This window comes from Halobaculum sp. EA56, assembly GCF_051195075.1.
GTDB lineage: Archaea > Halobacteriota > Halobacteria > Halobacteriales > Haloferacaceae > Halobaculum.
Window position 1 is genome coordinate 148,118 of record NZ_JBNTJX010000005.1, and the last position, 26,121, is coordinate 174,238.

Annotated in this window: 23 protein-coding genes; 8 read left to right on the forward strand and 15 right to left on the reverse strand. The window is 68.4% G+C overall.

Translation table 11 applies throughout. From position 1 onward, the window contains the following. The first annotated feature begins 59 nt into the window (after positions 1-59). Genes ACQUQ1_RS10535 through ACQUQ1_RS10545 form a run of 3 tightly spaced genes read left to right on the forward strand, consistent with a single transcriptional unit; the run spans position 60 to position 3,583 of the window. Positions 60-1,340, forward strand: a complete 1,281-nt coding sequence (locus tag ACQUQ1_RS10535; RefSeq protein WP_435064252.1) for an amidohydrolase — start codon at positions 60-62, stop codon at positions 1,338-1,340. Next, a complete protein-coding gene (gene ilvA / locus ACQUQ1_RS10540) occupies positions 1,337-2,656 on the forward strand; it encodes a threonine ammonia-lyase (RefSeq protein WP_435064253.1) in 1,320 nt (439 codons plus the stop codon). The genes ACQUQ1_RS10535 and ilvA overlap by 4 nt, the downstream gene beginning before the upstream one ends. 6 nt (positions 2,657-2,662) lie before the next feature. Beyond that, the gene (locus ACQUQ1_RS10545) at positions 2,663-3,583 is read left to right on the forward strand and encodes an EamA family transporter (protein WP_435064254.1); all 921 of its coding nucleotides are present in this window, start codon (positions 2,663-2,665) and stop codon (positions 3,581-3,583) included. A gap of 36 nt (positions 3,584-3,619) precedes the next feature. Here ACQUQ1_RS10545 and ACQUQ1_RS10550 read toward each other — a convergent pair whose 3' ends face one another. Together ACQUQ1_RS10550 and ACQUQ1_RS10555 are read right to left on the reverse strand one after the other, a co-directional pair. Beyond that, on the reverse strand, positions 3,620-4,972 hold the full coding sequence (locus tag ACQUQ1_RS10550) for an aminotransferase class III-fold pyridoxal phosphate-dependent enzyme (protein WP_435064255.1): 1,353 nt from the start codon (positions 4,970-4,972) through the stop codon (positions 3,620-3,622). A gap of 268 nt (positions 4,973-5,240) precedes the next feature. Continuing rightward, complete coding sequence (locus ACQUQ1_RS10555; RefSeq protein WP_435064256.1) at positions 5,241-6,869, reverse strand: BCCT family transporter; 1,629 nt, start codon at positions 6,867-6,869, stop codon at positions 5,241-5,243. Positions 6,870-7,264: 395 nt separating this feature from the next. On the opposite strand from ACQUQ1_RS10555, the gene ACQUQ1_RS10560 reads away from it, so the two are divergent. Continuing rightward, positions 7,265-7,918, forward strand: coding sequence for a hypothetical protein (locus ACQUQ1_RS10560; RefSeq protein ID WP_435064257.1), 654 nt, complete (start codon positions 7,265-7,267; stop codon positions 7,916-7,918). Positions 7,919-7,963: 45 nt separating this feature from the next. On the opposite strand, the gene ACQUQ1_RS10565 is transcribed toward ACQUQ1_RS10560, so the two are convergent. After that, a complete protein-coding gene (locus tag ACQUQ1_RS10565; RefSeq protein ID WP_435064258.1) occupies positions 7,964-8,350 on the reverse strand; it encodes a Rid family detoxifying hydrolase in 387 nt (128 codons plus the stop codon). Positions 8,351-8,371: 21 nt separating this feature from the next. Further along, positions 8,372-9,751, reverse strand: coding sequence for an aspartate aminotransferase family protein (locus tag ACQUQ1_RS10570; protein ID WP_435064259.1), 1,380 nt, complete (start codon positions 9,749-9,751; stop codon positions 8,372-8,374). A gap of 159 nt (positions 9,752-9,910) precedes the next feature. On the opposite strand from ACQUQ1_RS10570, the gene ACQUQ1_RS10575 reads away from it, so the two are divergent. Continuing rightward, positions 9,911-11,572 (forward strand): aldehyde ferredoxin oxidoreductase family protein, encoded by a 1,662-nt coding sequence (locus ACQUQ1_RS10575; protein ID WP_435064260.1) that lies wholly within the window; start codon positions 9,911-9,913, stop codon positions 11,570-11,572. A 9-nt stretch (positions 11,573-11,581) separates the two neighbouring features. On the opposite strand, the gene ACQUQ1_RS10580 is transcribed toward ACQUQ1_RS10575, so the two are convergent. The 5 genes from ACQUQ1_RS10580 to ACQUQ1_RS10600 form a co-directional block, all read right to left on the reverse strand. After that, a complete protein-coding gene (locus ACQUQ1_RS10580) occupies positions 11,582-12,397 on the reverse strand; it encodes an IclR family transcriptional regulator (protein WP_435064261.1) in 816 nt (271 codons plus the stop codon). Between the two features lie 562 nt (positions 12,398-12,959). After that, positions 12,960-13,373, reverse strand: coding sequence for a metal-dependent transcriptional regulator (locus tag ACQUQ1_RS10585; RefSeq protein WP_435064262.1), 414 nt, complete (start codon positions 13,371-13,373; stop codon positions 12,960-12,962). A 98-nt stretch (positions 13,374-13,471) separates the two neighbouring features. Next, positions 13,472-14,116: a DUF7260 family protein gene (locus tag ACQUQ1_RS10590; protein WP_435064263.1), complete on the reverse strand. Its 645-nt coding sequence runs from the start codon at positions 14,114-14,116 to the stop codon at positions 13,472-13,474. A gap of 5 nt (positions 14,117-14,121) precedes the next feature. Next, complete coding sequence (locus ACQUQ1_RS10595) at positions 14,122-14,865, reverse strand: FAD-dependent oxidoreductase (RefSeq protein ID WP_435064464.1); 744 nt, start codon at positions 14,863-14,865, stop codon at positions 14,122-14,124. Then, positions 14,862-15,041, reverse strand: a complete 180-nt coding sequence (locus ACQUQ1_RS10600) for a hypothetical protein (protein WP_435064264.1) — start codon at positions 15,039-15,041, stop codon at positions 14,862-14,864. Before ACQUQ1_RS10600 ends, ACQUQ1_RS10595 begins: the two co-directional genes overlap by 4 nt. Positions 15,042-15,412: 371 nt before the next feature. Here ACQUQ1_RS10600 and rdfA point away from each other — a divergent pair, with 371 nt between their 5' ends. Together rdfA and ACQUQ1_RS10610 are read left to right on the forward strand one after the other, a co-directional pair. Beyond that, positions 15,413-16,018 (forward strand): rod-determining factor RdfA, encoded by a 606-nt coding sequence (rdfA, locus tag ACQUQ1_RS10605; RefSeq protein ID WP_435064265.1) that lies wholly within the window; start codon positions 15,413-15,415, stop codon positions 16,016-16,018. Between the two features lie 58 nt (positions 16,019-16,076). Next, complete coding sequence (locus ACQUQ1_RS10610; RefSeq protein WP_435064266.1) at positions 16,077-18,026, forward strand: archaea-specific SMC-related protein; 1,950 nt, start codon at positions 16,077-16,079, stop codon at positions 18,024-18,026. A gap of 400 nt (positions 18,027-18,426) precedes the next feature. Here the strand turns inward: ACQUQ1_RS10610 and ACQUQ1_RS10615 are convergent, their stop codons facing one another. The 3 genes from ACQUQ1_RS10615 to ACQUQ1_RS10625 form a co-directional block, all read right to left on the reverse strand. Beyond that, entirely contained in the window at positions 18,427-18,885 is a 459-nt protein-coding gene (locus tag ACQUQ1_RS10615; protein WP_435064267.1) for a hypothetical protein, read from the reverse strand. After that, on the reverse strand, positions 18,885-19,769 hold the full coding sequence (locus tag ACQUQ1_RS10620; protein WP_435064268.1) for a ParA family protein: 885 nt from the start codon (positions 19,767-19,769) through the stop codon (positions 18,885-18,887). Before ACQUQ1_RS10620 ends, ACQUQ1_RS10615 begins: the two co-directional genes overlap by 1 nt. A 601-nt stretch (positions 19,770-20,370) precedes the next feature. Then, positions 20,371-20,952: an NAD(P)/FAD-dependent oxidoreductase gene (locus ACQUQ1_RS10625; protein WP_435064269.1), complete on the reverse strand. Its 582-nt coding sequence runs from the start codon at positions 20,950-20,952 to the stop codon at positions 20,371-20,373. A gap of 438 nt (positions 20,953-21,390) precedes the next feature. Between ACQUQ1_RS10625 and ACQUQ1_RS10630 the strand changes: the two genes are divergently transcribed. Continuing rightward, positions 21,391-21,726 (forward strand): helix-turn-helix domain-containing protein, encoded by a 336-nt coding sequence (locus ACQUQ1_RS10630; RefSeq protein WP_435064270.1) that lies wholly within the window; start codon positions 21,391-21,393, stop codon positions 21,724-21,726. Between the two features lie 21 nt (positions 21,727-21,747). On the opposite strand, the gene ACQUQ1_RS10635 is transcribed toward ACQUQ1_RS10630, so the two are convergent. The 3 genes from ACQUQ1_RS10635 to ACQUQ1_RS10645 all read right to left on the reverse strand — a co-directional run bounded on the left by ACQUQ1_RS10635 (position 21,748) and on the right by ACQUQ1_RS10645 (position 25,053). After that, positions 21,748-22,200, reverse strand: a complete 453-nt coding sequence (locus tag ACQUQ1_RS10635) for a peroxiredoxin (RefSeq protein WP_435064271.1) — start codon at positions 22,198-22,200, stop codon at positions 21,748-21,750. A gap of 165 nt (positions 22,201-22,365) precedes the next feature. Further along, a complete protein-coding gene (locus ACQUQ1_RS10640; protein WP_435064272.1) occupies positions 22,366-22,680 on the reverse strand; it encodes a hypothetical protein in 315 nt (104 codons plus the stop codon). 1,104 nt (positions 22,681-23,784) lie between these two features. Next, positions 23,785-25,053 (reverse strand): orc1/cdc6 family replication initiation protein, encoded by a 1,269-nt coding sequence (locus ACQUQ1_RS10645; protein ID WP_435064273.1) that lies wholly within the window; start codon positions 25,051-25,053, stop codon positions 23,785-23,787. Positions 25,054-26,121: the final 1,068 nt, after the last annotated feature.

The following is a 26,121-nucleotide window of genomic DNA, read 5'->3' on the forward strand; positions in this document are numbered from 1 at the left end:
TAGTCGACATCAACGGTAATCGTTTACAATTAAGTGGGTGGAGCGTGTGAGCCGTCCACATGCCCGAGACGATCGGTTCGCGGCTGGTCGAGCTCCGCCGCGACCTCCACCGACACCCCGAGCCCGGCTGGTGTGAGTTCCGGACGACCGCCAGACTCGTCGAGGAGCTGCGACGGATCGGCGTCGACGACCTCGCGGTCGGCCCCGAGGCGTACGACCCCGCCGACCGGATGGCCGTCCCGGACGAGGGGACGGTCGAGGAGTGGTACCGGCGGGCGCTCGACCGGGGGGCGGACCCGGAACTGCTGGAGCGGATGGAGGGCGGCAACACCGGGGCCGTCGCCGTCCTCGACCGCGGCGAGGGGCCGACCGTCGGGCTCCGCGTCGACATCGACGGCCTCTACATCGAGGAGTCCGCGGCGGACGGACACGCCCCCGCCGAGCGCGGGTTCCGCTCGGAGACGGGCGAGACGATGCACGCCTGCGGGCACGACGCCCACATGGCGTGGGGGCTGGCCACCGTCGAGGCGATCGAGGCGAGCGACTTCTCGGGCCGGCTCGTCGTCTTCTTCCAGCCCGCCGAGGAGACGTCCGGCGGCGGCGCCCCGATGGCGCAAAGCGACTACGCCGCGGACATCGACTACTTCTTCGCGGTCCACGTCGGGCTCGACCACCCGACCGGCGAGGTCGTCGCCGGGATCGAGAAACCGCTCGCGATGTGTCACCTCGGCGTCGACATCGAGGGGACGTCCGCCCACGCGGGGAAGGCCCCGCAGGAGGGGGACAACGCGATCCAGGCGCTCGGAACCGCCATCGGCAGCGTCTACGGGATCCCGCGACACGCCGACGGGATGACGCGGGTCAACGTCGGTCGCGTCGAGGGGGGCACCGCGAGCAACGTCGTCGCGGAGGAGGTCCACGCCGTCGCCGAGGCGCGCGGCGAGACGACCGAGCTCATGGAGTACGCGCTGGCGGAGCTGCGCGCGAGGTTCGAGGCCGCGGCGGAGATGCACGGCTGCACGGCCCACGTCGAGGTCGAGAGCAAGAGCCCGCGCGCCGACAGCGACCCCGAACTCGTCGAGGTCGTCGCGGACGCCGCCGAGGGCGTCGAGGGGGTCGACACTGTCGTCCCCACGGCCGACTTCGGCGCGAGCGAGGACGCGACGTTCCTGATGCGGCGCGTCCAGGAGGACGGCGGGCTCGCGTGTTACTGCATCGTCGGGACCGACCACCCGACGAGCCACCACACCCCGACGTTCGACGTGGACGAGCGGAGCCTGCCGACGGGCGTCAGGGTGTTGACCGACTCGATCCTCGCCGTCGCGGAGGGGGGAGCGTGAGCGGGGACGCCCCGGCCGCCGGCGACGGTCGCGCCGACGCGGTCCCGGCGGCCGACGAGGTCGTCACGGCGTCGGACGTCGAGGCCGCGGGCGAGCGGCTCGCGGACGTCGTCCACCGCACGCCGCTCGACGGGTCGACGACGTTCGCGGCGCGCAGCGGCGCCGAGCGGGTCGACCTCAAACTGGAGAACATGCAGCGCACCGGGTCGTTCAAGATCCGCGGCGCGTACAACGCGATGGCGCAGCTCCCGGCGGACGCCCGCGAGCGCGGCGTCATCGCGGCCAGCGCCGGCAACCACGCGCAGGGCGTCGCCCTCGCGGGCGACCTGCTCGGGATCGACGCGACCGTCGTCGTCCCCGAGGTCACGCCCGCGGCGAAGGTCGAGGCGACGCGGGGGTACGGCGCGGAGGTCGTCGTCCACGGGTCGATCTACGAGGACTCCTACGAGCACGCGCTCGACCTCGCCGACGAGGAGGGGTACGAGTTCGTCCATCCGTTCGACGACGGGCGGGTCATCGCCGGACAGGGGACCGTGGGGCTGGAGCTTCGCGAGCAGGCCCCGGACCTCGACACCGTGCTCGTCTCCGTCGGAGGCGGGGGGCTGATCTCCGGGATCGCGACGGCGCTGAAGGCCCACGACCCGGACGTCCGCGTGATCGGGGTCCAGCCCGAGGGCGCGGCCCACGCGAAGCCGTCGCTGGAGAACGACGAGATCCGGCGGCTGTCGGGGATCGACACGGTCGCGGAGGGGATCGCGGACGCCCGCCTGCTGGAGCGGACGTTCGCCGTCGTCCGCGAGCGCGTGGACGACGTCGTGTCGGTGAGCGACACCGACCTGGCCGTCGCGACCGCGCTGCTCGCCGAGCGCGCGAAGACGGTCGCGGAGGCGGCGGGCGCGGCGCCGGTCGCCGCCCTGCTCTCGGGTGCCGTCGACGTGGAAGGCGAGCACGTCGCGGCCGTGGTCTCCGGCGGCAACGCCGACCTCGCCGAGCACGCCGAGCTGACGCGGGTGGGGCTCGGGGCGCTCGGCCGCCGTGGCGACGCCCGCCTCGCGCTCGCGGACTGGCCGACCGTCCTCGGCGACGTGACGGAGGCCGTCGAGGGACGCGGCGGGACACTCGACGGGATCGAGCGCGTCGCCCCGACCGCGGCCGACGACCCCAACAGGACCCACGTCGAGATCGGCCTGGGGGGGAGCGGCCCGGACCACCTCCGGGACGTGATCGAGGCGCTCGACGCGCTCGACGGGGCGGAGGTGGTCGCGCACGGGATCGACCGCGGCGACGGCGCTGCCGGCGGCGACGGGGTCCGCTGACCGGCGATGGCCGTCGCCCTCGCGCTCCTCGCGTCGGTCCTCTTCGGCGTGCAGGCGCTGTTGATCGACCGGGCGCTCGGCGCGGACGCGAACGGGTCGGCGCTCTCGGTCGCCGCCGTCGTCACGGCGATCAGCGCGGCGACGCTCTGGGGCGTCGTTCTCGTCCGTCACGGCGTGCCGTCGCCGCCACGGCCCGCCCTGCTCACCCCGTTCGTCGTGGCCGGGGTCGCCGATCCGGGGCTGGCCCGCGCGCTCTTCTACGAGGGGATCGACCGGATCGGTCCCTCGGTCGCCTCGGCCGTCCTGGCCGCCAGTCCCGCGGTCGCCTCGGTCCTCGCCGTCTTCGTCCTCGGCGAGGGACTCGCGGCTGTCGAGGGCCTCGGCGTCCTCCTGGTCGTCGCCGGCGTGGCGACGCTCCAGTTCGCACGTCCGGACGACGGGGTCGGGGACGACACGGCGGCCGACATCGACGCCGTGCGCCGCGAACTCCTCGGCACGTCTGCGCGCGACACCCTGTATCCCGTCGCGGCGACGCTCCTGTTGGCGGGCGCGTTCGTCGTCGTGAAGCTCGGGTTGCAGTCCTACGGGGACCCGCTGACCGCGACGGCGGTCACGCAGACCGCGGCGCTCTGTGCGCTCGTGCCGCTCTCGGTCCGCAGCGCCCGGGAGCGTGGAGCCGTCCGCTCGACGGTTCGCTCCCCGCTCGTGGCGACCCTGGCGGGGCTCGTCGTCGCCGGCGGCTGGTACGCGATGTTCGCGTCGCTGCGGGTCGGGTCGGTCGTGACGGTGCTGCCGATCGTGAGCACCTACCCGCTCGTGGTCGTCGTCGCGACCTACGCACTGGAGCGAACGGTGCCGCGGTCGCCGCGGATGCTCGGCGCCGTGGTCGCCGTCGTCGTCGGCGCCGGAGCGGTACGGGCGGCGTGACCGGAGGGTCGGTTCGGGAGGGTCGGACGGCCGCTATCACGCGAGCGCGCGGTCGGCGACCGCGTCCATCGCCTCGCGGAACAGCTCGGTGCCCAGCTCGATCTCCCGCTCGGTCGAGTCGAGCGGCGGGAGCAGCCGGATCGTCTTCTTCCCGCAGCCCAGCGTCAGCAGGCCGCGCTCCAGCGCGGCCTCGACGACGGCGTCCCGGCGGTCGGCCGTGTCGAACTCGACCGCGAGCATGAGCCCCTCGCCGCGCACGTCGACGACGTGGTCCGGGGCGCCGTCGCGGAGGATCTCCGTCGCCTGCCGGCCCCGCTCGGTCGCGTTGTCGAGCAGGTCGTGCTCCTCGATCGCGTCGAGCGTGAGCGCGCCCTGCATCGACGCGAGCAGGTCGCCCCCGCCGAACGTCGAGCCCAGGCGGTTCTTCTCCGAGGGGAAGACGTCCGAGCGCGAGATCGTCGCCCCGACGCGGAGCCCCTTCGCGCTGGCGATGACGTCCGGTTCGATCGGGTAGTGGTCCGCCGCCCACATCTCTCCCGTGCGGCCGACGCCCGACTGGATCTCGTCGACGACGAGCGGGATGTCGTAGGCGTCACAGACGTCGGCGACCTCGGTCACGAACGCCTCGTTCGGGAAGCGGTAGCCGCCCACCCCCTGGATCGGTTCGAGGATCGCGAAGGCGACCTCGTCGGGGTTGACGTGGCCGCCCTCCGGGGAGAGCGCGTTCCGGAGCGCGGACCCGTCCCCGGGGAAGAACCCGCACTCGCAGCGGCCCGCGTCGTCGCAGTCGCAGAAGGGCACCGTCTTCACGCCGGCGATCTCCGGGTAGTGGCGGGTGTACACCTCCTTGGACTTGGTGAGCGAGAGCGTGCCGACGGTCCGGCCGTGGAAGCTCTTCTCGAAGGCGTAGGCGTACTTCGCGGGGGACCGGTGGTCGTGGCAGATCTTCAGCGCGTTCTCGACGGCCTCGGCGCCGGAGTTCGAGAGGAAGACGGTGTCCATCCCGTAGTGGGACGAGACGTCCACGAGCTTGTCCATCAGGTGGCTCGCGCCGGGGAACTCGGCGGCCTCCGGGTCGGGGCCTGCGCCGAAGTACATGTCCTGGCCGGCGATCTTCATCGGCTCGACGAGGTCGAACTCGCGGAGCGTCGAGAGGACCTTCTCGTTGTTGTACCCGAGCGGGGCGGCCCCGATGTGACAGGTGAAATCCAGCAGGACGTTCCCGTCGACGTCGGTGACGAACGGGCCGTCGGCCTCGGCGGTCACGTCCCACACGAACTCGTGGGAGTACTCGCTCGGCGCCGCGTGCTCGGAGTGGAACTCGATCCACCGCCGCGCGTTCGGCCCGGGCAGCGCTGTCGCGTCGGGCTCCGCGGTGTCCCTATCCATACACAAGGAACGTTGATACCGTACATTAAAAGTTGTTATCCGACGGATCGATTCCGTCGACGTGACGGCCCGTGAACCGGTTCGAGGAGCCGCACAGGCCGGGGTTTCGGACGGAGCGAGCCGGCGACGGTCGGTCGCCTCGGCGCCCCGCGATCGGCCGGGGTCAGTCGTCCGCCGTCCCGATCGATCCTCGCCGGCGGTCTCCCACGTATCTCCACGGCCGCGCTCGATCGTCCGCGACCGTGTTCGGTCGGTCCGGCGAACCGTGTCAGTCGTCGTCCGTGGTGGCCGGGGACGCGGGCGTCCCGTCGTCGGGCGTCGTGCGTCCCCAGAGCCTCGTCCGCTCCTGCAGGAGGACGGTGCCGTAGTCCCCCCGGAACGACTTGATGAGGCCGAGCATCGTCACCAGACAGACGATCGCGAACGGCGCGCCGGTGATGATCGCCGCCGACTGCAGCGCGCGCACGCCGCCCACGACCATCAGGATGGACGCGACCGCGCCCTGGAGCACGGCCCAGAAGACCCGGTTGATCGAGGACGGGTGCTTCTTGCCGCCGGTCGTCATCATCGACACCGCGAGCGTCGAGGAGTCCGCGGACGTGACGAAGAAGGACGTCACGAGGACGAGGAACGCGAACAGCAGCAGCGGTCCGACGACCGGGAGGTTGCCGAACAGGACGTACCCAGACACCGCCTCGCCGTACTCCGAGACGGGGCCGAGGATGTTCGCCGCGCCGGTGTACTGCATCAGCACGCCCGAGCCGCCGACGATGGCGAACCACGGGATGGTCGCCAGCGACGTCGCGCCGATGCCGGCGAAGGCGACCTCGCGAACGCTGCGGCCGCGCGAGATGCGCGCGATGAACAGCCCCGCGAACGGCGACCACGCGAGGGGCCACAGCCAGTAGAACACGGTCCAGGCGTTGACCCACTTGTCGCCGCTCGCGACGGTGGCCTGCGTGAACAGGCTCATCCCGACGAAGTCGCCGACGTAGCCGCCGATCGCCTGCGTCCCGAGTTCGAGGATGCGGATCGTCGGCCCGAACGCCAGCGTCGCGAGCATTACCAGGAGGAACACCACCATGTTGAAGTTCGACAGCCGGCGGATCCCCCTGTCGACGCCCAGCACCAGCGAGACGGTGAAGATGACGACCATCCCGGTGATGACGAGGATCGTCCCGATGTCGCCCAGTTCGATCCCCCACTGGAAGTTCAGGCCGGTGATGAACTGGCTCCCGATGAACCCCAGCGAGGTCGCGACGCCGCCGAGGGTCGCGAACACCGCGAGGATGTCGACGACCTTGCCGGTCACGCCGTCGACGTTGTCGGCCCCGAGGATCGGCGTCAGCACCGCCGAGACGCGCAGGGGCGCGTCGTAGTTGTAGACGTAGTACCCGATCCCGAGCCCCATGACGGTGAAGCACGACCACTGGGTCACGCTCCAGTGGAAGATCGAGTACTGGACCGCCGCCGGCATCGCCGCCGCGGACTTCGCCTCCACGCCGCTGAAGAACGGCGGGACCGTGGAGTAGTGGAACAGCGCCTCGGCCGGCCCCCAGAAGACGATGCCCGCCGCCAGCCCCGCGGAGTACATCATCGCGAAGTACGAGAGGTAGCTGTACTCGGGGTCGCCGTCCCCGAGCCGGAGGTTGCCCCACGGCCCGAATATCACGAAGCCGAGGAACAGGACGAACCCCAGCATGACCGTCAGGAAGAACCAGTTGAACTGCGCGAGGATCCACACGCGGATCCCGTCGACGAACTGGTAGGCCGCGTCCGGGCTCAGGCTGAACGCCGCGACGAACAGGAGCGTGATCCCCGCGCCGAACGCGAAGATCGTCGGCTCGATCTCCTCGAGGAACTCGGCGACCGGGCCGTCCGCGCCGGCGTCACTCACGAGCGATCACCCCCGTGCGGGAGTAACCGCGACGCCCGACGGCCGCCCCCGGCCGCTGGCTCCGTCTCTGTACACGCTGCCGTCTCTCGGTACGGGTGGGTGTGTTCGAACACATCGGACTCTGTTATCGTGTCGGGAGTGACCATGCCACTCGGTCCCGTGCGTCACCACGATCCCCCATGATCTAAATAAAGATTACGGTTACTGACTCCACCGATTACGGAATCCGTATACAGCTCGCCCGTCGCGGCGGCGGCGCCCCCGTCCCCGAACGGGACTAGCTCGTATACACTACCTGTGGACTAGATTTCGGAAATTCGGACGTATCGCCGTCTCCGGACGTCCGATCCGGACTGTTCGTAACTTTTAACCGAATATGTAAACGATATCTGTGTATGACAGAGGAGACCGACGACGCGACCGAGCGAACGGGGCTCGCCTACTCCGCCGACCGCGGCCGGGGGATCCTCACGCCCAGCGACCGGGAGTACCTGCTGGGTCGGAAAACCGACTACACCGACCACTCGAAGAAGCAGAAGCGCAACCGCATCCGCCGCCGCCTGCGCAACGCGATGCTCGATTTCACCATCCTCTTCGAGTGTCTCGAGGACCGCGACCGCGAGACGGTGTTCAACCCCGACGACGAGGACCGCGAGGCGTACACCCGGGGGATCACGGACATGCTGGCGTTCCTCCACCTCGGGACGATGGGGTACTACACGCCGTTCAAGGACATGCTCTCGGAGGGGGTCAACAAGGCCGAACAGGAACTGGCCGGCTCGGAGTACCGGATGGTGACCGTCGACTTCAACGTCGAGCCGGTCGGCCGGATCGACGTCGACGAGGTCATCGACAAGCTGGAGTTCGGGGAGTTCGAGAAGGTCACCGACGAGGAGTTGCAGGCGTTCGTTCGCCTGCTCGCCGAGTCGGACGACTTCTCCGCGACGGACATGCGTTCGGAGATGAAAGCGCAGATGGCCGAGTTCGTCGAACGGGTCGACGCCGCGAGCGAGCAGCGCGAGCAGCGCGTCGAGGAACTCAACGACTGATCCTCCGCCGGACGGCGGGTCCCGGACCCGCCGTCGGCCGGCGAGCTACTCCGGGTAGGCGACGGCGTCCATCTCGACGCGCACGTCTCCCGGGAGGCGCGAGACCTCCACGCAGACGCGCGCGGGGAGCGTCCCGGAGAACCGCTCGCCGTACGCCTCGTTGACGCGCCCGTACTCGTCCAGGTCGGTGACGTACACGGTCACCTTCACGACGTCGTCAAGGCCGTCGCCGCCGGCGGCCTCGACGCAGGCGGCGATGTTGTCCAGCACCCGGTCGGTCTGTTCGCGGATGTCGCCCTCGACCTCCTCGCCGGTGTCGGGGTCGACTGGCCCGTACCCGGAGACGTACAGCGCGTCGCCGGCGCGGACCGCCTGCGAGTAGGGGTTGTCGGTGCGCGGTGCGTCGTCGGTGCGGACTCGTCGTGGCGTCATCGGTGGAATCGGTGTTCGGTTTCAGGCGGTCCGTCGTTCGGCCGTGACCGACTCGATCCCGTCGACGATCACGTCCAGCGCGGTCTCGGCGAGATCCCGGGTGAGCACGAGCGGCGGCAGGAGCCGGAGGACGTTGCCGTGCCGGCCCGCTTTCCAGACCAGCACGCCGCGCTCGAAGCAGTAATCCTGCAGCGCGTCGGCCGCGTCGTCGTCGGGGTTCCCGTCGGCGTCGACGAACTCGGCGCCGATGAACAGCCCCTTGCCGCGGACGTCGACGATCCGCGGGTTGTCCTCGGCGGCCTCGCGCAGGCGCGTCCGGATGTACTCGCCCAGGTCGCGGGCGTGCGCGAGCAGGTCGTGCTCCTGGATGTACTCGATGGCGCGGGTGCCGGCCCGCATTCCGACCACGTGGCCGCGGTAGGTCCCCGCGTGGTCCCCCGAACCCCACGTGTCGAGGTCCTCCCGGTAGATCGTCGCCGAGAGCGGGAAGCCGACGCCGCCGAGGGCCTTCGCGGACGTCATCACGTCGGGGGTCACGTCGTACCACTCGCCGGCCCACCACTTCCCGGAGCGCCCGAGGCCGCTCTGGATCTCGTCGAACACGAGCGGCACGTCGTGGTCGTCGGCGATGTCGCGCAGCCCCGAGAGGAAGCCCTCCGGCGGGGTCACGACGCCGCCCTCGCCCTGGATCGGCTCGACGAAGATGCCCGCGGGGTTCGCGACGCCGCCGTACGGGTCCTCGAAGATCGCCTTGACCTCCTCGAGGGAGTGCTCGACCGCCTCCCGCGGGCCCTTGTCCATCTCGACGGGGTTCGGGTAGGGCGCGTGGGTGACGTCGGGGAGCAGCGGCGTGTACTCGCCCTTGAACGTCTTGTTGCCCGTGAGGCTCATCGCGCCGCTCGTCGCGCCGTGGTACGCGCCGCGGAACGCGACGAGGCCGGTGCCGCCCGTGTTGTACTTCGCCAGCTTGATCGACGCCTCGATCGCGTCGCTGCCGGTCGGGCCGCCGAACACGACCCTGTTGTCGCCCCGGAGGTCGCCGGGGGCGATCTCGTCGAGCGTCTCGATGAGGTCGAGGCGCGCCTCGGTCGGGAAGTCGACGGTGTGGACGAACTTGTCGGTCTGCTCGTGGACGGCCTCGAGCACGTAGGGGTTCGCGTGGCCGACGTTCAGGACGCCGATCCCCGCGAACATGTCGATGAAGGTGTTGCCGTCGGCGTCCCTGACGGTCGCGCCGCTGCCCTCCTCGAACGCGATTGGGATGTCTTCGGGGTAGGCGACGGCGCTGCTGTCGATCGCCTGCTGGCGCTCGATCAGTTCGCGGGACCGCGGGCCCGGGACCGCGTCCACGTTCGGTGCGTCCTCGAAGTGTAGCTCGTGAATCGGTGGCCCTGCGACCATACCCGAACCCACGTGGAACGGTCATAAAAAGATTGTCCACGCTTCCCATGGAAGACGTACACAGATATCGGTTCCGTTCGTCGATATATCACCGGAACCCGCGGACACTGTCTACAGAAACCGTAATCGATTTGGCGGTCGGCCGGGTACGCCGTGACAATGTTGCACACGGAGGGGCCGCTGCTCACGATCGACCTCGACGCCCGCGAGACGGACACCGAGGCCGTCGACGGGGTACTCGAATCGTACGTCGGCGGGCGCGGCGTCGCGACGAAACTCGCCCACGACCGGGTCCCGTTCGACGCCGACCCGCTCGGGCCGGAGAACCGGCTCTACGTCTCCACGGGACCGATGCAGGTCTCGAACATGAGCTTCACCGGCCGGACGAACTGCACCGCGGTGTCGCCGCTCACCGACGGCCTCTGCTCGTCGAACGCGGGCGGGTTCGTCTCCCGGCACGTCGCCGATACCGGGTACTCGGCGGTCGAGATAGCGGGCGAGAGCGACGAACTCGTCGTCCTCCACGTCCGAGACGACGGGGTGGAGTTCGAACCGGTGCCCGACCTCGCCGGGGCGACCGTCCCGCGGACGGTCTCCTACCTCGACGACGAACACGGGATCGGCTCCGATCAGACCGCCGTCATCGGCCCGGCCGGCGAGAACCTGGTCCGCTTCGCGTCGATCATGACGAGCGAGGAGCGCGCGTTCGGCCGCGGCGGCATGGGGGCGGTGCTCGGCTCGAAGAACGTCAAGGCGATCACCTTCGGGGGGGACTCCCCGCCGGAGGTCGACGTCCCCGCGACCCAGACGGAGATCCACCGCGAGGCCGCGACCGACGACCACGTCATGAAGCGACAGGGGACGGTCGCGGTGATGGACCTCGCGAACGAGATGGACGGGCTCCCGTCCTACTACTTCTCCGAGCGGAGCTTCGAGGGCGTCGAGGGGATCAACGGGAGCGCCGTCGAGGAGAAGAAGTACGAGAAGGGGACCTGCTCGGCGTGCGCGTTCGCGTGCAAGCTCCCGACGAGGGACGAGGCGTCCGGCCTCGAAACCGAGGGGCCGGAGTTCGAGGTCGCCATGGCGTTCGGGTCGAACTCGGGCGTCGACGACATCGTCGACGTGATGAAGTCGAACGAGCTGTGCGACCGGTACGGGCTCGACGCCATCTCGACGGGGAACACGGTCGCCGCGTACCTGGCGAGCGAAGACGAGTTCGGGAACGTCGACCTGATCCACGACCTCGTCGAGCGGATCGCCCGCCGCGAGGGCGTCGGCGACGACCTCGCCGAGGGCATCGACCGGGTCCACGACGACCTCGGCGTGGAGAACTGGACGGTCAAGGGCTTGGACTTCGCCGCCCACGAGGGTCGGCTCCTCCACGGGCAGGGGCTCTCCTACGCGGTCGCGAACCGGGGCGCGGACCACATGTACGCGGTGTTCTACTCGCAGGAGTACCCGCTCGTCGGCGAGGACGACGCGTACCCCCCGTCCGGGTTCGAGGGGAAGCCGGAACGGCTCGTCGAGAAGGAGAACCAGATGGCGCTCAACGACAGCGGCATCGTCTGCAAGTTCTCCCGGGACTACATGACTCCCGAGCGCTACGAGGCGCTGTTCGACGCCGAGTTCGAGGACCTCCTCGCCGTCGGGGACCGCGTCGTCACGCTGGAACGCCACTTCAACAACCGGCGGGGGTTCGACCGCGGCGACGACACGCTCCCGTACGACATCGAGGGGCTCGAGGACGCCATCGACGAGTACTACGAGCTGCGAGGGTGGACGGAGGACGGGACGGTTCCGCCCGAGCGGGTTCCCGCCTGAGCGGCGCCCTCAGCGGTCCGGGGGCTCCCCGTCCTCCTCCGGGACTGCGGAGTCCGGACTGTACATGGCATCGATCTTCGCCTCGAACTGTTCGACCCCCCGTTCGAGCAGTTCGACCTGCGTCGCCTTCGTGTCCTCGTCGACGACGTACTCGGGGCCGCTCAGGTTCAGCGAGCCGTACACCTCGCCGCGCGGGGACGTCACCGCCTTGCCGACCGCCCAGAACCCCTCGATCGCCTCGGCCCGGTTCTCCCCGTACCCCTGCTCGCGGACGCGCTCCAGTTCGGCGAAGAACTCCTCCTCGCTCGTGATCGACCGGTCCGTCGCGGCGGGGAGCCCCCACCGGTCGATGATCTCCCGCACGCGACGTTCTGGATACTCGGCGACGATCGCCTTCCCCGCGGCCGTCGTGTGGACGTGGAAGGGGGCGCCGTCGATCAGGTAGCGCGGGGAGTTCGCGAACTCGAGGTCCCCGTACAGCGAGACGATCCGGCCGTGTTCCTCGACGGTGAAGTCCGCCTCCATCGTCGACTCGGCGTTCAGCCACTCGACGACCTCCTCGGCGATCCGGTAGTATTCCTTCCGGGTGCGGACGTACTCCCCGAGGTGGCAGAACTTGGCCCCCAGCCGGTAGCGGTTGTCGTCGTTGATCACGTACCCGAACTCGGCGAGCGTCCGGAGGTGGCTGTGGACGGTACTCTTGGCGAGGCCCGTCTCCGCCGCGAGGTCCGCCAGGCTCGCCCCCTCCAGTTCGAGGATCGTGTCCACCAACCGGAGGGACGCGGCGGTCGTCTTGAGCACCCGGGACGAATCGTGGTCACGCATGGGTGACCATCTCGCGGCGGCCGACAAAAGACTACGCCCCGATCCGCCGGGTCGGCGCGGTCGCCGTTCCTCTCGCATGAACGTTTATCATAGTTTCCGGCCGTCCCTTCCCCGCGGCGCATATATCCGGCGCCGAGAACCGCGGGATCTCCCGATCCGGTCGGGGTGACCCGCGGACGCTCGACACTCCTCCTGAAACGTGTTCGGCTCTCGGGAACGGATCCGCTCGGTCCGAGGGACGATCCGCCGCCGTACCGGACCCGAGCCACCCGCTCTCGACGCGACGGGACGGTCGTTCCCGAGACGCGAAGGGTTAAGTAACGCTCCCGGTCCCGCGCGGCCCCCGGACGTCGGCGCCGGCGGCATCGGAGGACGTCATCCGGGGTCCCCGAACCTCCGCCCGGGTTTACACACGTATCGGTGTAATGGAGAGTCGAGCGCGGCCGACGGAGGGGCCGGACCGAGGCCGTCGACGTAGACGCCGTGATTCTCGCGGACCCGGAGGGTTGTTGTCGAGCCGGAGTGAGTACCGGAACCGCGGGCGGGATCGTTCGTCCGGGTCTCACGGGTCCCGCATCGGGTCGGACACCGGGGAGCTCCCGTCGCCGTCCCCTTCCGCGCCCTCCACCGGGAGCGTCGTCACGAGGCGCTCGGCCACTTCCGGTCCGATCACCCCGGCCAGCTCCATCGCGTCCCGCTCGTGCGTGTCGAGGTCGAGCACGCTCCGGAAGAACCACGAGAGCGTGACGTACGCCTCGTGGAGCCGGTCGGCCCGCTCGCGACCGGCGTCGGTGAGCGTCGCGCCCTCGTACGGCTCGTGCGTCACCAGGTCCTCCCCGGCGAGCCGCCGGACCTGTTCGGTCGCCGACGCGGGGGACCGGTCGAGGAGGTCGGCGATCGACCCCGACGACACCGGCGCCCCGTCCCGCTGTTCGAGGATGTACACCGCCAGGAGGTAGCGTTCGTTCCCGCTCATCGGTCCGAGCGCGTGCGATCCCGGTCGGCCGTGGTGCCGAACCGCCCCGGCCGGTTCGAGGCGGGCCCGCGGCGGGGGCGGGATGTTCGTCCCACGGGTCAGACCCTCCGGACCAGGTGATCGCGGATCGTTCGCTGGCAGTCCGCGCAGGTCGCGTCGAGGCGCGCGACCGTCGAGAGCACCGGATGGTCGACCGACAGGTCCCGATACAGGTACGACACGAGGTCGCGGTGGCGGATCCCCGCCGCTGCGATCCACTCGGCGACCGCCTCGGTCCGCTCGGCCGCGGTTTCGAGTCGCTCCTCCTCCCGATCGAGCGCCAGTTTCAGCGTCCGCGTCTCCCTGCGCCGGCTCCGAGCCTCCGAGACGAGGACGCGCTTGAGGTCCGCCGTGAAGGTCGCGTCGGTGGCCGGCGCGAGGGCGACGGCGATCGAGTCGGTGAACTCGCCCCGGATCGTCTCCAGCAGCGACTCCTCCCCGTCCGCGTCGGCGACGCTGTGCGGCCGAACCGTCTCCGCGAACGCGCTCCGGACCGCCCGGCAGCGGTCGCCGGCCGCCGAGTGTCCCCGGTCGACGACGCCCGCGGTCGCGGTCGCGCCCGTCGACGCGGAGCCGGTCGGGTCCGCGGGGAGGTCCTCGACCCGGCGGACGAACGCGTCGAAGGCCTCGATCGTTTCGTCGACCGCCTCCCGCTCCGATCGGACGCGGGCGCGGGCCCGAGAGACGGGTGTTCCCGTCGACATCCCGGTCAGTCCTCCCGGAGGCTCGGGTGCGTCACCTGGTCGTCGGGATGCGGCTCTGCGAACCGGTCCCGCATCACGTCCAGCGAACGGGACTCGCGCTCCCGACGCGTCTCCCCGTCGATCTCCTCGCACCCCGGCGGGAGGTCGCGCCCGCGGTCGGTGAAGTAGCCGTCGGGAGCGACCCAGTCGTGGTAGAACGGACGGTCGTCGTCCTCCAGCAGGGTGACCGCGACCTCGGCGCCGTGGCCCGCACAGACGATGGCCTGGTGGGGCTTCTCGGCGAGCCGTCCCGCGGCGTACAGGCCGTCGATCCCCGTGCGTCCGCGCTCGTCCACGTCGACGAACGCCTTCCCGCGATCGACGATCCCCACGCCCTCGATCCCCGCGAGGTAGTCGGTCGTGTTCTTGGTCGCGGCGACGACGTACTCCGTGCGGAACCGGTCGCCGTCGGCCGTCTCCACGGCGAACCCCTCGTCGGTCCGCTCGACGCGCTCGACGACCCCCCGGAGGATCTCCGCGCCCGCCCGTTCGGCCTGCTCGCCCATGAGGTCCAGCAGCTGGCGCGGGTTGACGCCGGCCGGGAACCCTGGGAAGTTCTCGACGTGCGCGTTCCGACGGAGGATGGAGTCGCCCGCGTCCACGACGAGCGTGGTCAGTCCGTGCCGTGCGGTGAACGTCGCCGCCGACAGGCCCGCGACCCCGCCGCCGACGACCACGACGTCGCTCGGAACGGTGGTGCTCACGGTCAGACCGCCCCCGTCTCGCCCGCCGCGGCGTCCTCGGCTGCTCGCGTCCTCGGAACCCCCGCTCGTGGCCCGGTCTCGCCCGTGCCCCCGGCGAGCGATCCGCCGTCAGCGGCCGCATCGCCGTTCGTCGCCTCGGCCCCCCGTCCCAGGGCGTCCGTCCGTTCGGTGTCGTCGGCCATGGTTTTAGCCCTCCCTAAAACAACTTAGCGGTTGCGGTTTTTAGGTATGCCGAAACATCGGATCCTCGAATACGCTCGGTCCGGGGAGCCCCGCGAGTCGACACCGCGAACGTGCCGCTTCAGCCACGCACGGACGTCGCGTTTCGGAACCGGGCCGGCTACTCGGATGCCGCCCGCTCAACTCCGTCGAGGGATGCACCACTGTCGCCGTGTCTTCACCGTCGCCGGGGACACCCGGCGTCGCGTCGTCATCCCCACACCGGTCGCGTTCAGGGCGGATACCCCGTTGAGACGACGCTGCGGGTCCCGTGAGCCGGGTGTATTCCATTACACCGATATCTTTGTAACGTATGCTCCCATAGTCGGGCGCAATGACCGATTCCCGTCCGAACAGCAAGGTGGCGCGAGTGATCGAAGAATACGACCTCAGCGGGATGGGCGAACAGCTCGAGGTGGCGTGGACCGGCGAGTACGGCGAGCGGACGAGCCTCCGCGACCTCGCCGACGAGTTCAACCGGGCGGTGCTGGAGGCGGCGATCAGGGACGCGGACGGTCCGATCGCGGAGACCGACCTCGAGAGCCTCTACCGGACGCTGACCGACGACGACGTCTCCGGGGCCGACAGGATGCGGAAGCGGCGGGAGCTCGAATCGACCGGCGTGGACGTCGAACGCGTCGAATCGGACTTCGTGACCCACCAGGCGGTCCACACGTACCTGACCGAGTACCGCGACGCCGAACTCCCGGACCGGTCGGAGGACGTGGCCGAGCGGAAGGCCGAACTGCTGGAACGGCTGCAGGGCCGGACGGTGGCGGTCGCGAACTCCACGGTCGACAGGCTCGTGGAGAACGGGGACATCACTGACCGGTCGTACGACGTCGTCGTCGACGTGCGCGTGGTCTGCGGCGACTGCGGCTCGGACTACTCGGCGGGGGAGCTGTTTCGACAGGGTGGCTGTGACTGCGCCGGACCGTGAGACGACGGGCGCCCCGAGGGGACAACACTTAAGAGACAGTCGCCTCTTGGCTGGTGTGATGGCACCAGAACAGTTGGCCGAGCGCGGTGTGCGCGTTCGGGCCCGAAACGTCGGCGGCATCGAGGAGACGGAGGTAGAGTTGAGCCCGGGAGTGACCGTGTTGACCGGCCGGAACGCGACCAACCGGACGTCGTTCCTGCAGGCCATCATGGCGGGCCTCGGGAGCGAGCGGGCGACGCTCAAGGGCGACGCCGACGAGGGCGAGGTCGAACTGCAGATCGGCGACGAGACGTACACGCGGACGCTCACGCGCAGCGGCGACACGGTGGTGTACGGCGGCGACCCGTACCTCGAGGACGCGACGGTCGCCGACCAGTTCGCGTTCCTCCTCGAGAACACCGAGGTTCGACGGGCCGTCGCACGCGGCGACGACCTCCGCGAGATCATCATGAAGCCGGTCGACACCGAGCAGATCGAGGCGGAGATCAGCCGGTTGGAGGCCGAGAAGCGCGACATCGACGACGAGATCGAGGAGCTGGATCGGCTCGAACGCGAGCTTCCCGACCTGGAGGCCGAGAAGCGGGACCTCGAGGAGAGCCTCGAGGAGGCGAGGGCCGAACTCGACGAAGTCGAGTCGGAGATCGAGGCCCACGACGTGAGCCTCGAACGGAGCCGCTCACAGCAGGAGGAGATGGAGGAAGCCCTCGCGGAACTCCGCGAGGCCCAATCCGAACTGGAGGACGTCGAGTTCGAGCTCGAAACCGAGCGGCAGACCCTCGAGGAACTCCTGAACGAACGTGACGAGTTCGAGTCCCGCCTCGAGGACATGGACGAGCCCGACGAGGACCCCGAGCGGCTCTCCGGCCGCATCGAGGAGCTTCGCGACCGGAAGCGCTCGCTGGACGACACGGTGAGCCAGCTCGGGAGCGTCATCAACTTCAACGAGGAGATGCTCGCCGGGGAGGGCCTCGACCTCGACGAGCTGGACGGCCAGGAGTCTGACGGTGACCCGACAGAGAAGCTCCTCGAGAACGGCGTGCAGACCGTCTGCTGGACGTGTGGGTCCGAGGTCGAGCGCGAGGGGATCGAGGACACCGTCGACCGCCTGCGCGAGCTTCGCGCGGAGAAGCTGGACGAGCGCGCCGACCTCGACGACCGGATCGACGAGCTGACCTCGACCCGCTCGGAGATACAGCGACTGCGTCGCGAGCGCGAGCGAACCGAGAACCGGCTCTCGGAGACGGAGTCGGAGATCGAGGCGACCCGCGAACGGATCGAGTCGCTCGAGGGGTCGCTCGCCGACCAGCGCGAGGAGGTCGAACGGCTCGAGGCCGCGACCGAGGAGGTCGGGACCGGCGAGGACTACGAGGAGGTGCTCGATCTCCACCTGCGGTCCAACGAGATCGAACTCCGCATCGAACGCCTGGAGAGCGACCTCGCGGACGTCGAGGAACGCATCGCCGACCGCGAGGAGGCCGTCGAGGAGCGGGCCGACCTCGTCGCCCGCCGAGAGGAGATCAGCGAGGAGCTCGTCGACCTCCGGACGCGGGTCGAACGCATCGAGGAGCAGGCCGTCGAGGAGTTCAACGACCACATGGAGTCCGTGCTCGCGGTCCTCGAGTACGAGAACATCGACCGCATCTGGATCGAACGTCGCCGGCGCGAGGTCCGCGAGGGCCGGCGGACGGTCGAACGGACCACGTTCGACCTCCACATCGTCCGATCGACCGAGGACGGCACGTCGTATCAGGACACCGTCGACCACCTCTCCGAGAGCGAGCGCGAGGTGACCGGGCTGGTGTTCGCGCTGTCCGGGTACCTCGTCTACGAGGTGTACGACGACCTCCCGTTCATGATCCTGGACTCCCTCGAGGCGATCGACTCCGACCGCATCGCCCGCGTCGTCGACTACTTCAGCGACTACGCCGACTACCTCACCGTCGCTCTCCTGCCCGAGGACGCGGAAGCGCTCTCCGAGGAGTACAGCTACGTCGAACAGATCGAGTGATCGCGGACGGCAGGACAGTCCCCCGTCCTCCCGGGGGACGGCTCGGACCTCCCCGTGGTCGGCGGCCGGTTTCAACGGGGTCCGGCCGGCGACGCTCGGGGTCAGTACTCTTACCTCGAACGCCCGAATACGTGTCGTGTAGTTCCTACCTCTCGAAGAGAATTTATTTCATGAGGTATTCGACACACATTATCCGAGTGATTCGATCCGCGATCCGCTACGGGTCCGTACCCCCCGTGAGACCCGTTATCCCTGGGACGCAGGCGTCTAGCGGACCGCGAACCGCTCTCTGACACCGTTCACCCGTCGTCTCTGTCGCCCGTCACCGGGCACCGGGACGTTCGCGACCCCGGCCGGACAGATGATATAGCGATATGAGATTTACCCAATGAGTCAGCGGTCAGTCGACGCCGCGTTCCTCCAGAACGAGTTCGGCGACCTCGTCCGCGTGGTCGGCGAGGACGCGCAGCGCCGCGTCGTGGAGTTCGCGCTTCGGTGCATCGCGGACGTCGTTGCGGCGGAGCGTCGTCTCCACCTCGATCGCGAGGGCGTCCTCGAAGGCGTCCCACGCCTCCTGCCGGGCGTAGAGCGGTCGCTGCTTGGCCTCCTCGAACCCGAACGCGGGCGACGTGTCCCCGGAGGGGGAGTCGTCTTCCGAGGGGGAGCCACTTTTCGACGTGGCGGCCTCCCTCGGTTCGTCGCCCGTGCCCGGTTCCCCCGCGTCGGGGCGTCCGTCACTGAGGTCGTCCTCCGCCGCGGCAGCCGGCGAGGTAGTCGTCTGTGTCCCCCCGGTGTCGTCGGTTGCCGCCGCGTCGGTCGCGTCCTCCTGTTCGGCCTGATCGAGGTCGTCGAACGCCATCAGGCGGTCACCTCCTCCTCGCGCCGGACGCCCCCGCGCTCGACGATCCGCGCGAGTTCGTCGTAGCAGGAGAGCTGATCGCAGCCGGCGTCGTAGTCGCGGAGCGGGAGGCCCGCGTCGTTGGCGTCGTCGATGGCCGACCGGTAGCGGATCCCGGGCAGAGTGCCGTCGTAGTTCCCCTCGTCGATCGCGGTCCAGTCCTCCTCCGTGAGCCGGCAGAAGTTCGGGACGACCGAGTCCGCGATCCCCATCGAGTTGATCTCCTCGAGCAGCGCCCTGTCGCGGCGGTTCTGGTCGAGACGCTGTGACAGTCCGGAGGGGACGACCGCGAGGATGTCCAGCTCGAAGTACTGGCGGGCCTCCTTCACGAGGCGGTTGACTGTGTTGTGGATCCCCGAGTCGTACCCGGTCTCGGGCCGGACCGGGATGATGAGGTTGTTCGTCGCGTAGAGCGCGTTCTCGTTGAGCTTCCCCTGGTTGGCCGGGCAGTCGACGACGATGTAGTCGTACTCGTCGCCGAGAAGCGGCTCGATCACCCGCGCGTTCAGCCGGGTCGACCCGCCCATCGCGTTCTTGAGCTGCGTCTGGACGTCCTCCAGGTCCTGATGGGCCGGGAGCAGGTCCAGGCCGTCGACGACGTCGACGATCGCGTCCCGGGGGTCCCCCTCCTCCAGGAGCAGCTCGTGGACGTGATTGGTGTCGCCCTCGTACTCCTCGGTGAACCCGAGGTTCTGGGTCATGTGCCCGTTGTCGTCGAGGTCGATGACGAGCGCCGACTCGTTTCTGTGCGCCAGTTCCCGTGCGAGGTTGATCGCCGTGGTCGTCTTCGCGAACCCTCCCTTGAGGACGCCGACGGCCACGGCACGTGGTTCGTGATCGGCCATGGTGTCACCTGTGGCAGCCGCGCCGAACGCCTTTTGGAATAGGTAGCTGAAGTAGCTCAGCTACCTCCGGTGCTTACTTCACCCATTTTTTACGAGCGGGCGACCTCCCCCGTCGGCGTTCCGGCGGCCGGCCATCGTCATCCCCTACCGTCGCATGGTACAAGAAGGTACGCAAGACATCTGAGTTAGTGAAGATAGCTAAGCCACCTTAGGTAGCTATGATAGATAAACTATCTACCTTAGGTAGTTTGGTGGTCTGACGCCCGCTACAGGGCGAGTTGTTCGCGGCGTCACGATGACTGTCGACGGAGCGTCCCCGCCGGGCACACTCGGCATCAGCGGAAATAGAGTGAAATATATAGTAGGTGAGATAGGTAGCTAAGGTACCACAGCTAAAATAGCTCAGATAGAAAGTCTGAAAATCCCGATCGGACATCGACGCACCGAAGCCGGCGACAGTAACGATAGGTACCTTAGGTAGCTATCTGAAGTAGTTGAACTACCTGAGATAGGTGATACGAGGTCGGATCCCGCGGACGGAACCGTACCGGCCGGGGGACCGGAAAGGGGAACCCCATCGAACGTGACGGCTACTGGTCCGTTACTCAGCGCTCATCGATCCGAACACTTCGTCGGCGTCCGCGGGGACGTCGAAGTCGTGATAGTGTTCGCCGCGTTCCTTCGAGAGGACGTTCAGCGCGGCGGCGGCGCCGTCGCCCGCCGAGATGACCGCCTGCCACTCCTCGGCCCGGACCATCGCCCCGGTGGCGTACGCGTCCTCGACACTCGTCTCCATGGTGACGTCGACGTCGACGACGTCGCCGTCGAACTCGCAGCCGAGCGCCTCCGCCAGGTCGCGGTTCGCACCGGTCGCGAGCACGAGGTATCGAGCCTCGACCGGGTCGCCGTCCGTCTCGACACGGAATCCCCCCTCGGTCGCCTCGACGTCGGTCGCCTCGGTCCCCTGCCGGCGGTCGACGCCGAAACTGTCGACCTGCTCGCGGAGGGTCTCGACGAAGGCCGACCCGTCCTGGGATCCGATCCCGGGGTAGTTGAAGAGGTGGGCTTTGTGCAACCACGTCCCGTCCGTGTCGAGGACGGTCGCGTCGAGGCCGTTCTTCTGTGCGAACAGCGCCGCGGTCAGCCCGGCGGGGCCGCCGCCGACGATCACGATGTCGGTCACGGTTTCACTTACTTCGCACGCGACATAAGCGTGCGCCTCGGTGACGACTACCTCGGTCTCGACGGATCCCGCGGGGGCGTTCGAGCGTGCGAACATAAATCGGATTCCGCGATACAGATCCCTCGGCTCCGGGCGGTACCGGAACGGACAGTGGCACCGGTAATTCCGTCGGTCGAGACAGACGGACCCAACCATTCGTGCTTCCGTACCGTCCCGGAAACGTCGAACCCCCTCGCGGCTCGTGTCCGTGGGATCCGAAACGGTCCGTCGATCTCGGTGTGTCTCGGCCCCTTGTCGAGGCGGACTGGAGTTTAGGGTAGTTACACGAGTGTAACTGGGTGACGCACACGCCCGGAAACGGGTAAGTCACCGGGAGTTCTAGCCGTACCTGAGGCAGTTACGATATCCGTCGTCCCCACGACGACGGTTCTTTCCAACATGACAGGACACCACCGGACGACGACGGAAACCGAACCGACGGAGACGGAACCGACGATCGGGGGGGACCCGCCCGACGACGACGTGTTCGCCGATCTCCCGCCGAGTGCCAAACTCGTCCACTTCGTGCTCGAGCGGGAGGACCAACGGACACAGACGGAACTCGTCGAGGAGACCACGCTCTCCGCGAGGACGGTTCGGACCGCCCTGGGACGGCTCGAGGAAGCCGGTCTCGTAACCGAGTCCGTCTGCCTTCGCGACGCCCGCAAGCGGGTGTACTCGCTCGCCTCCGACGAGGGCGAGAGCGGCGGGGCCGACGTGGAGGCGGAAGCGTAGCCGGCCTCCCGAATCGGGTCGCTACCCCCCCGTGACGAACTCGGTTCTCGTCTCGTTCAGCACTTCGCGCGCGTGTCCCGAGGGGTCCGCCAGTTCCGGGTCGTACACCGCCGCGACTTCGCCGTCCCCGAGGACGAAGGTCCGCCGGTCCGTGTACCCCTCGTCCGTGTCGAGCCCGAACGCCTCCGCCACCTCACCGTCCGGGTCCGCGAGCAGATCGAATCGGATCCCTTCCTCCTCGGCGAACCCGGCGTGGCTCTCCACGTCGTCCATCGAGACCCCGTACACCGAGATATCGGCCTCCCGGAAGCCCGACAGTACGTCCTGGAACTCGTTCGCCTCGATGGTACACCCGCCGGTGAAGTCCTTCGGGTAGAAGTACACGACCGTCGGGTCGTCGAACGACGGCGAGACGTGTTCGCCGTGCTGGTTTCGCGCCGTCACCGAGGGTGCTTGATCGCCGGGGTCGAGCATACGAACCCCAACGTGCGGTCACGGAATAACCCTCCGGGAACGCGACTCCCGAGAACGCGACTCCCAGGAACGCCCGTCATTCGATGACGGCGGTCGGTCGGCGTCCGGCGGACGTGAACGTTCGGCGTTCCCGGGGTACGTCCCGCTCCCGTACGTGACGGGGGATCAATCGTCGCCGTCCTCGGTGTGGGCGGCACGGCCGTCTCCGTTTCCGTGAGGGTCGGGAAGCGATTCTCGATGGAGGTGGTACCACTCGGCGAGCGTTCCGCGCGTCCCCTCGGTCTCGACGGTCACGGACCCGTCGAACCGCCACTCCGCTCGGTCGGCGTCCTCGCCGAACGCCAGCGGTACCTCCACGCGGAGGTCCTCCGCGGAGAGGCTGACGCCGCCCTCGCGTTCGATCCCCTCGTCGATCACGAGTTCCAGCAGGTTCAGCCACCGTTCCGGAACGCGACGCGAGGCAGTCGTATCGTCGTCCACACTCCCCTATCGTACTCCTAGTACCTGTGGCTTCCGTCGACCCCCTTTCCCCTCGATCGTCCCCCCGATCGAACGGACACCGAGAGAGGCATACGATCCGAACGAACGATTCGACGATCGAACCGATCCCCGACCGTCCGCGCCCCGTCGTCAACACCACTGTGTCCGCAGTTATTGCCGGGAACGGGGGTGAACTTCCCGGGAACGGCCGTGCTCTCGACGCCGCCATTTCGCGTCGGTCCCGGTCACGATGGTATCGTTCCCGTACGTCGTCGGCGATGATGTCAATGGGAGGGGTTGACACCACCACGTCCGCCGTTGTCGGCGCCGACCGACCTGAAGCGACGCACGTAGGTGGGCGAGCAGATCCGTTTGCGACGGCTGCACTGCTCGTTTCACCGATGAAATCGTTTGCGGGGCGATGCGGACGGGAGCGAACCGGTGTCGATCGACACCGTCGTGTCCGCTGTTTTCCGAAGCGCCCACGACACCACGGTGTCCGCTGTTATCACATCCCACGATCGAACGATGCCGGCGGGGACCGAACCCGGGGTTCGAGACCGCCCGGTGGGCGTTCGGTGGTACGGTCGTTCGGTGGGTGGGAGCGCGGGAGCGGGGTCGTCTCGGGACCGCGTTCGACACCGCGATGTCCGCTGTTGGTCGACACCGCGATGTCCGCTGTTGTGATACCGATCGGTGGATGCGGCAGTGCGACCGAGATCGAACGAACGTTCACGAGCGTTGGCGAAGGTTCGTCGCTCGGCGCCGACTCCCACCGATCGGGGTCGCTGACGAACTCGGTCCGAGGATCCACGAGTCGGGGACCCGTCGGCGAACGGGGGGCACCTCCGACGAGACGCTCCGAGCCGGACGCGTTCGACCCGGCTGCGGCGCCGGCTTCGGCAGCCCGGCGCACTATCGGACCCGGGTACGGAGGAGTTCGGCTTCAGTCGGATCGACCGGTCCTAGCGCTGATCGACGGACACCGTTGTCCGCGACACCATCCACAACACCACCGTGTCCGCAGTTTCACACGAGGAGGCCATCGCGAGGAGAGACACGTGGAAAATCGCGAGGGGATTCGCGTGGAAAATCGCGAGGATATCAGCCGTCGGAGGCGAAGTCGGTGACGCGGGCGTCGGTTAGTTCGTCGCCCGGGTCCTCGATGAGGAAGTCCTGGACGGACTGGTGGACGCCGACGTCCTCGACCGTGTCGGACATGGCGTCGAGCAGGAGGTCGACGTCCATATCGAGGGCGTACTCGCGGTACGTTCCGCCCCGGCGTCCCTCGTTGCGCTCGGTGACCGAGATGATCCCGAGCATCGCCAGTTCGGAGAGGTGGTCCCGCATCCGACGGGGGACGAGCGGGTCCCGGTCGGCCGTCTCCGCGAACCGGGTGTATCGGGGGCGGACGTCGCGGGAGCGGACCGGCGCCTCGTTTTCGAGGTCGAGGGTGAGCAACGCGTACAACACGAGGTGGCCGTGCTGGGTCAGCCCGGTGATCCCCTCCTTGATCCGACCGCGCTCGAGTGCCCGCCGGCCGCGCTCGACGTGCTCCTCGCTGACGCGTTCGGTGTCGTCGTCGCGGGCGAGGTCGCCGGCCTTCATCAGCAGGTCGATCGACTGGCGGGCGTCGCCGGCGTCCTTGGCGCCGTAGGCGGCACACAGCGGAATGACGCCCGGGTCGAGCACGCCGTCGTGGAACGCCACCTCGACGCGCTGTTCGAGGATCTTCTGGAGGTCGGTGGCGTCGTATGCCGGGAAGTGGATCTCCTGTTCGCACAGCGACGATCGGACCTTCGGGGAGAGGTCGTCCCGGAAGGAGAAGTCGTTGGAGATACCGACGATCCCGATCTTGGCCGTGGAGAGGTTGCCGTTCGCGCGGGCCCGCGGGAGCTGATAGAGGATGGAGTCGTCCTCGACGTGGTCGACCTCGTCGAGGACGATGAGGATCGTCCCGCCGCACTCGTCGAGTTCGTCCCACAGCATCTCGTAGACGCTCGCGCGCGGGTAGCCGGTGGTGGAGATCTGCTCGGTGTCGTCGCGGAACTCGTTGACGAGGCGGGTCGCGACCTGATAGGAGGAGGTGAGGCCGTCGCAGTTGAGCGCCACGACGGTGAGCTCGATGTCGTCGTACTGGGCGGCGTCCTCCTGGAGGTGGTCGAGGAGGTACCGCGTCGCCGCCGTCTTCCCGACGCCGGTCTTCCCGTAGAGGAAGACGTTGTTCGGCTGCTCACCGTTGATAACGGGCTGGAGCGCCGCGCGATACGTGTCGAGCTCCTCGTCACGGCCGACCAGCTGCTCGGGCTGGTAGTCCTCGCGGAGGGCGTCGCGGTCGCGGTAGATGTCTGTGTCCCGCTCGAACATCCCCATTGGTGGTCGTCGGTAGCTGTGTGCCTCGGTACATAAAACCACCGTGTCCGGAGTGTCCGCTGTTTCCGCTGTTCTTCCAGTATTTAAATAGACGGGCGTCGAGGGGCGGACACACCCCCTCCACTTTGTCCGCTGTTCTCGGCGAAAGGGAGCCCCTCCCCCGAACGAGAGCTTCTATAAATACCGAACATTTATTTAACATTGGTACGAGTTAGTCCGTACGACACATACATTTAGTTTAAGCCAGATCACATTCAGTCGTAATTAACGCTGCCATCGGCAGCGTTCGTGACCTCCCCCGCTCCCGAGACAGAACAGCGGACAAAGTGGGGGGAGAGTGTTCCGACGACCCGTCGACAGTCCCTCCTTCTGAAGACTTCGCTCACACGAGTTTCTCCGACGATCTGAGTTATCTCCCGAGATGGCCCGCCGTCCTACACCACCGCGTCCGTAGTAAATCTGACACGTGTGTGTAGGAACAGCGGACACGGTGGTGTGACCGCACGTCTGGCAAGTACCCGTTCGGATCCATCCTCGTTCGGTCCGCCCCCGTCCGGAAGCGGAACGGGCGTCGACACCACCGTGTCCGCTGTTAACCCCTCCAGTCGACCCGGAGTCGTACGATCCGTGGGCACCTCGTCAGTTCTACCCGGTTCGGCGAACAACCCGTCATCGCCGACACGTACCCGTCGGAGCCGAGACGACGGACCGTCAGTCGACCGTCCCCTCGGACGTCCGACGTCGGACCCTGTCCGTACACCACTCCGTCCGAAGTTCGACCGAATACCGCGCCGATTCCGCGAGAACAGCGGACATTGTGGGGTCAGTTCATATCTCGAAGCGGCTTCCCCTCCCGTGCGGCGGTTTCATGGACTCGGTACCGAGTTTTGCACGGGTCGGGTGGACCGACGTCCGTATTCGTCGAGGGAACACCGGCCGCCGTCGAACTCGATCGCACCCGCCGTCGAACTCGATCGCACCCGCCGTCGAACTCGATCGCACCCGCCGTCGAACTCGATCGCACCCTATCGAGCTCTGGACGGTCCGTTCCCGTCCGTGGAATCTCAT

Excerpts from the sequence above, each read along its gene's own strand:
- ACQUQ1_RS10535 (WP_435064252.1), top strand. The coding sequence starts at position 60 with ATGCCCGAGACGATCGGTTCGCGGCTGGTCGAGCTCCGCCGCGACCTC.
- ACQUQ1_RS10545 (WP_435064254.1), top strand. The coding sequence starts at position 2,663 with ATGGCCGTCGCCCTCGCGCTCCTCGCGTCGGTCCTCTTCGGCGTGCAG.
- ACQUQ1_RS10550 (WP_435064255.1), bottom strand. The coding sequence starts at position 4,972 with ATGGATAGGGACACCGCGGAGCCCGACGCGACAGCGCTGCCCGGGCCG.
- ACQUQ1_RS10560 (WP_435064257.1), top strand. The coding sequence starts at position 7,265 with ATGACAGAGGAGACCGACGACGCGACCGAGCGAACGGGGCTCGCCTAC.
- ACQUQ1_RS10565 (WP_435064258.1), bottom strand. The coding sequence starts at position 8,350 with ATGACGCCACGACGAGTCCGCACCGACGACGCACCGCGCACCGACAAC.
- ACQUQ1_RS10570 (WP_435064259.1), bottom strand. The coding sequence starts at position 9,751 with ATGGTCGCAGGGCCACCGATTCACGAGCTACACTTCGAGGACGCACCG.
- ACQUQ1_RS10575 (WP_435064260.1), top strand. The coding sequence starts at position 9,911 with ATGTTGCACACGGAGGGGCCGCTGCTCACGATCGACCTCGACGCCCGC.
- ACQUQ1_RS10580 (WP_435064261.1), bottom strand. The coding sequence starts at position 12,397 with ATGCGTGACCACGATTCGTCCCGGGTGCTCAAGACGACCGCCGCGTCC.
- ACQUQ1_RS10585 (WP_435064262.1), bottom strand. The coding sequence starts at position 13,373 with ATGAGCGGGAACGAACGCTACCTCCTGGCGGTGTACATCCTCGAACAG.
- ACQUQ1_RS10590 (WP_435064263.1), bottom strand. The coding sequence starts at position 14,116 with ATGTCGACGGGAACACCCGTCTCTCGGGCCCGCGCCCGCGTCCGATCG.
- ACQUQ1_RS10600 (WP_435064264.1), bottom strand. The coding sequence starts at position 15,041 with ATGGCCGACGACACCGAACGGACGGACGCCCTGGGACGGGGGGCCGAG.
- rdfA (WP_435064265.1), top strand. The coding sequence starts at position 15,413 with ATGACCGATTCCCGTCCGAACAGCAAGGTGGCGCGAGTGATCGAAGAA.
- ACQUQ1_RS10610 (WP_435064266.1), top strand. The coding sequence starts at position 16,077 with ATGGCACCAGAACAGTTGGCCGAGCGCGGTGTGCGCGTTCGGGCCCGA.
- ACQUQ1_RS10615 (WP_435064267.1), bottom strand. The coding sequence starts at position 18,885 with ATGGCGTTCGACGACCTCGATCAGGCCGAACAGGAGGACGCGACCGAC.
- ACQUQ1_RS10620 (WP_435064268.1), bottom strand. The coding sequence starts at position 19,769 with ATGGCCGATCACGAACCACGTGCCGTGGCCGTCGGCGTCCTCAAGGGA.
- ACQUQ1_RS10630 (WP_435064270.1), top strand. The coding sequence starts at position 21,391 with ATGACAGGACACCACCGGACGACGACGGAAACCGAACCGACGGAGACG.
- ACQUQ1_RS10635 (WP_435064271.1), bottom strand. The coding sequence starts at position 22,200 with ATGCTCGACCCCGGCGATCAAGCACCCTCGGTGACGGCGCGAAACCAG.
- ACQUQ1_RS10645 (WP_435064273.1), bottom strand. The coding sequence starts at position 25,053 with ATGGGGATGTTCGAGCGGGACACAGACATCTACCGCGACCGCGACGCC.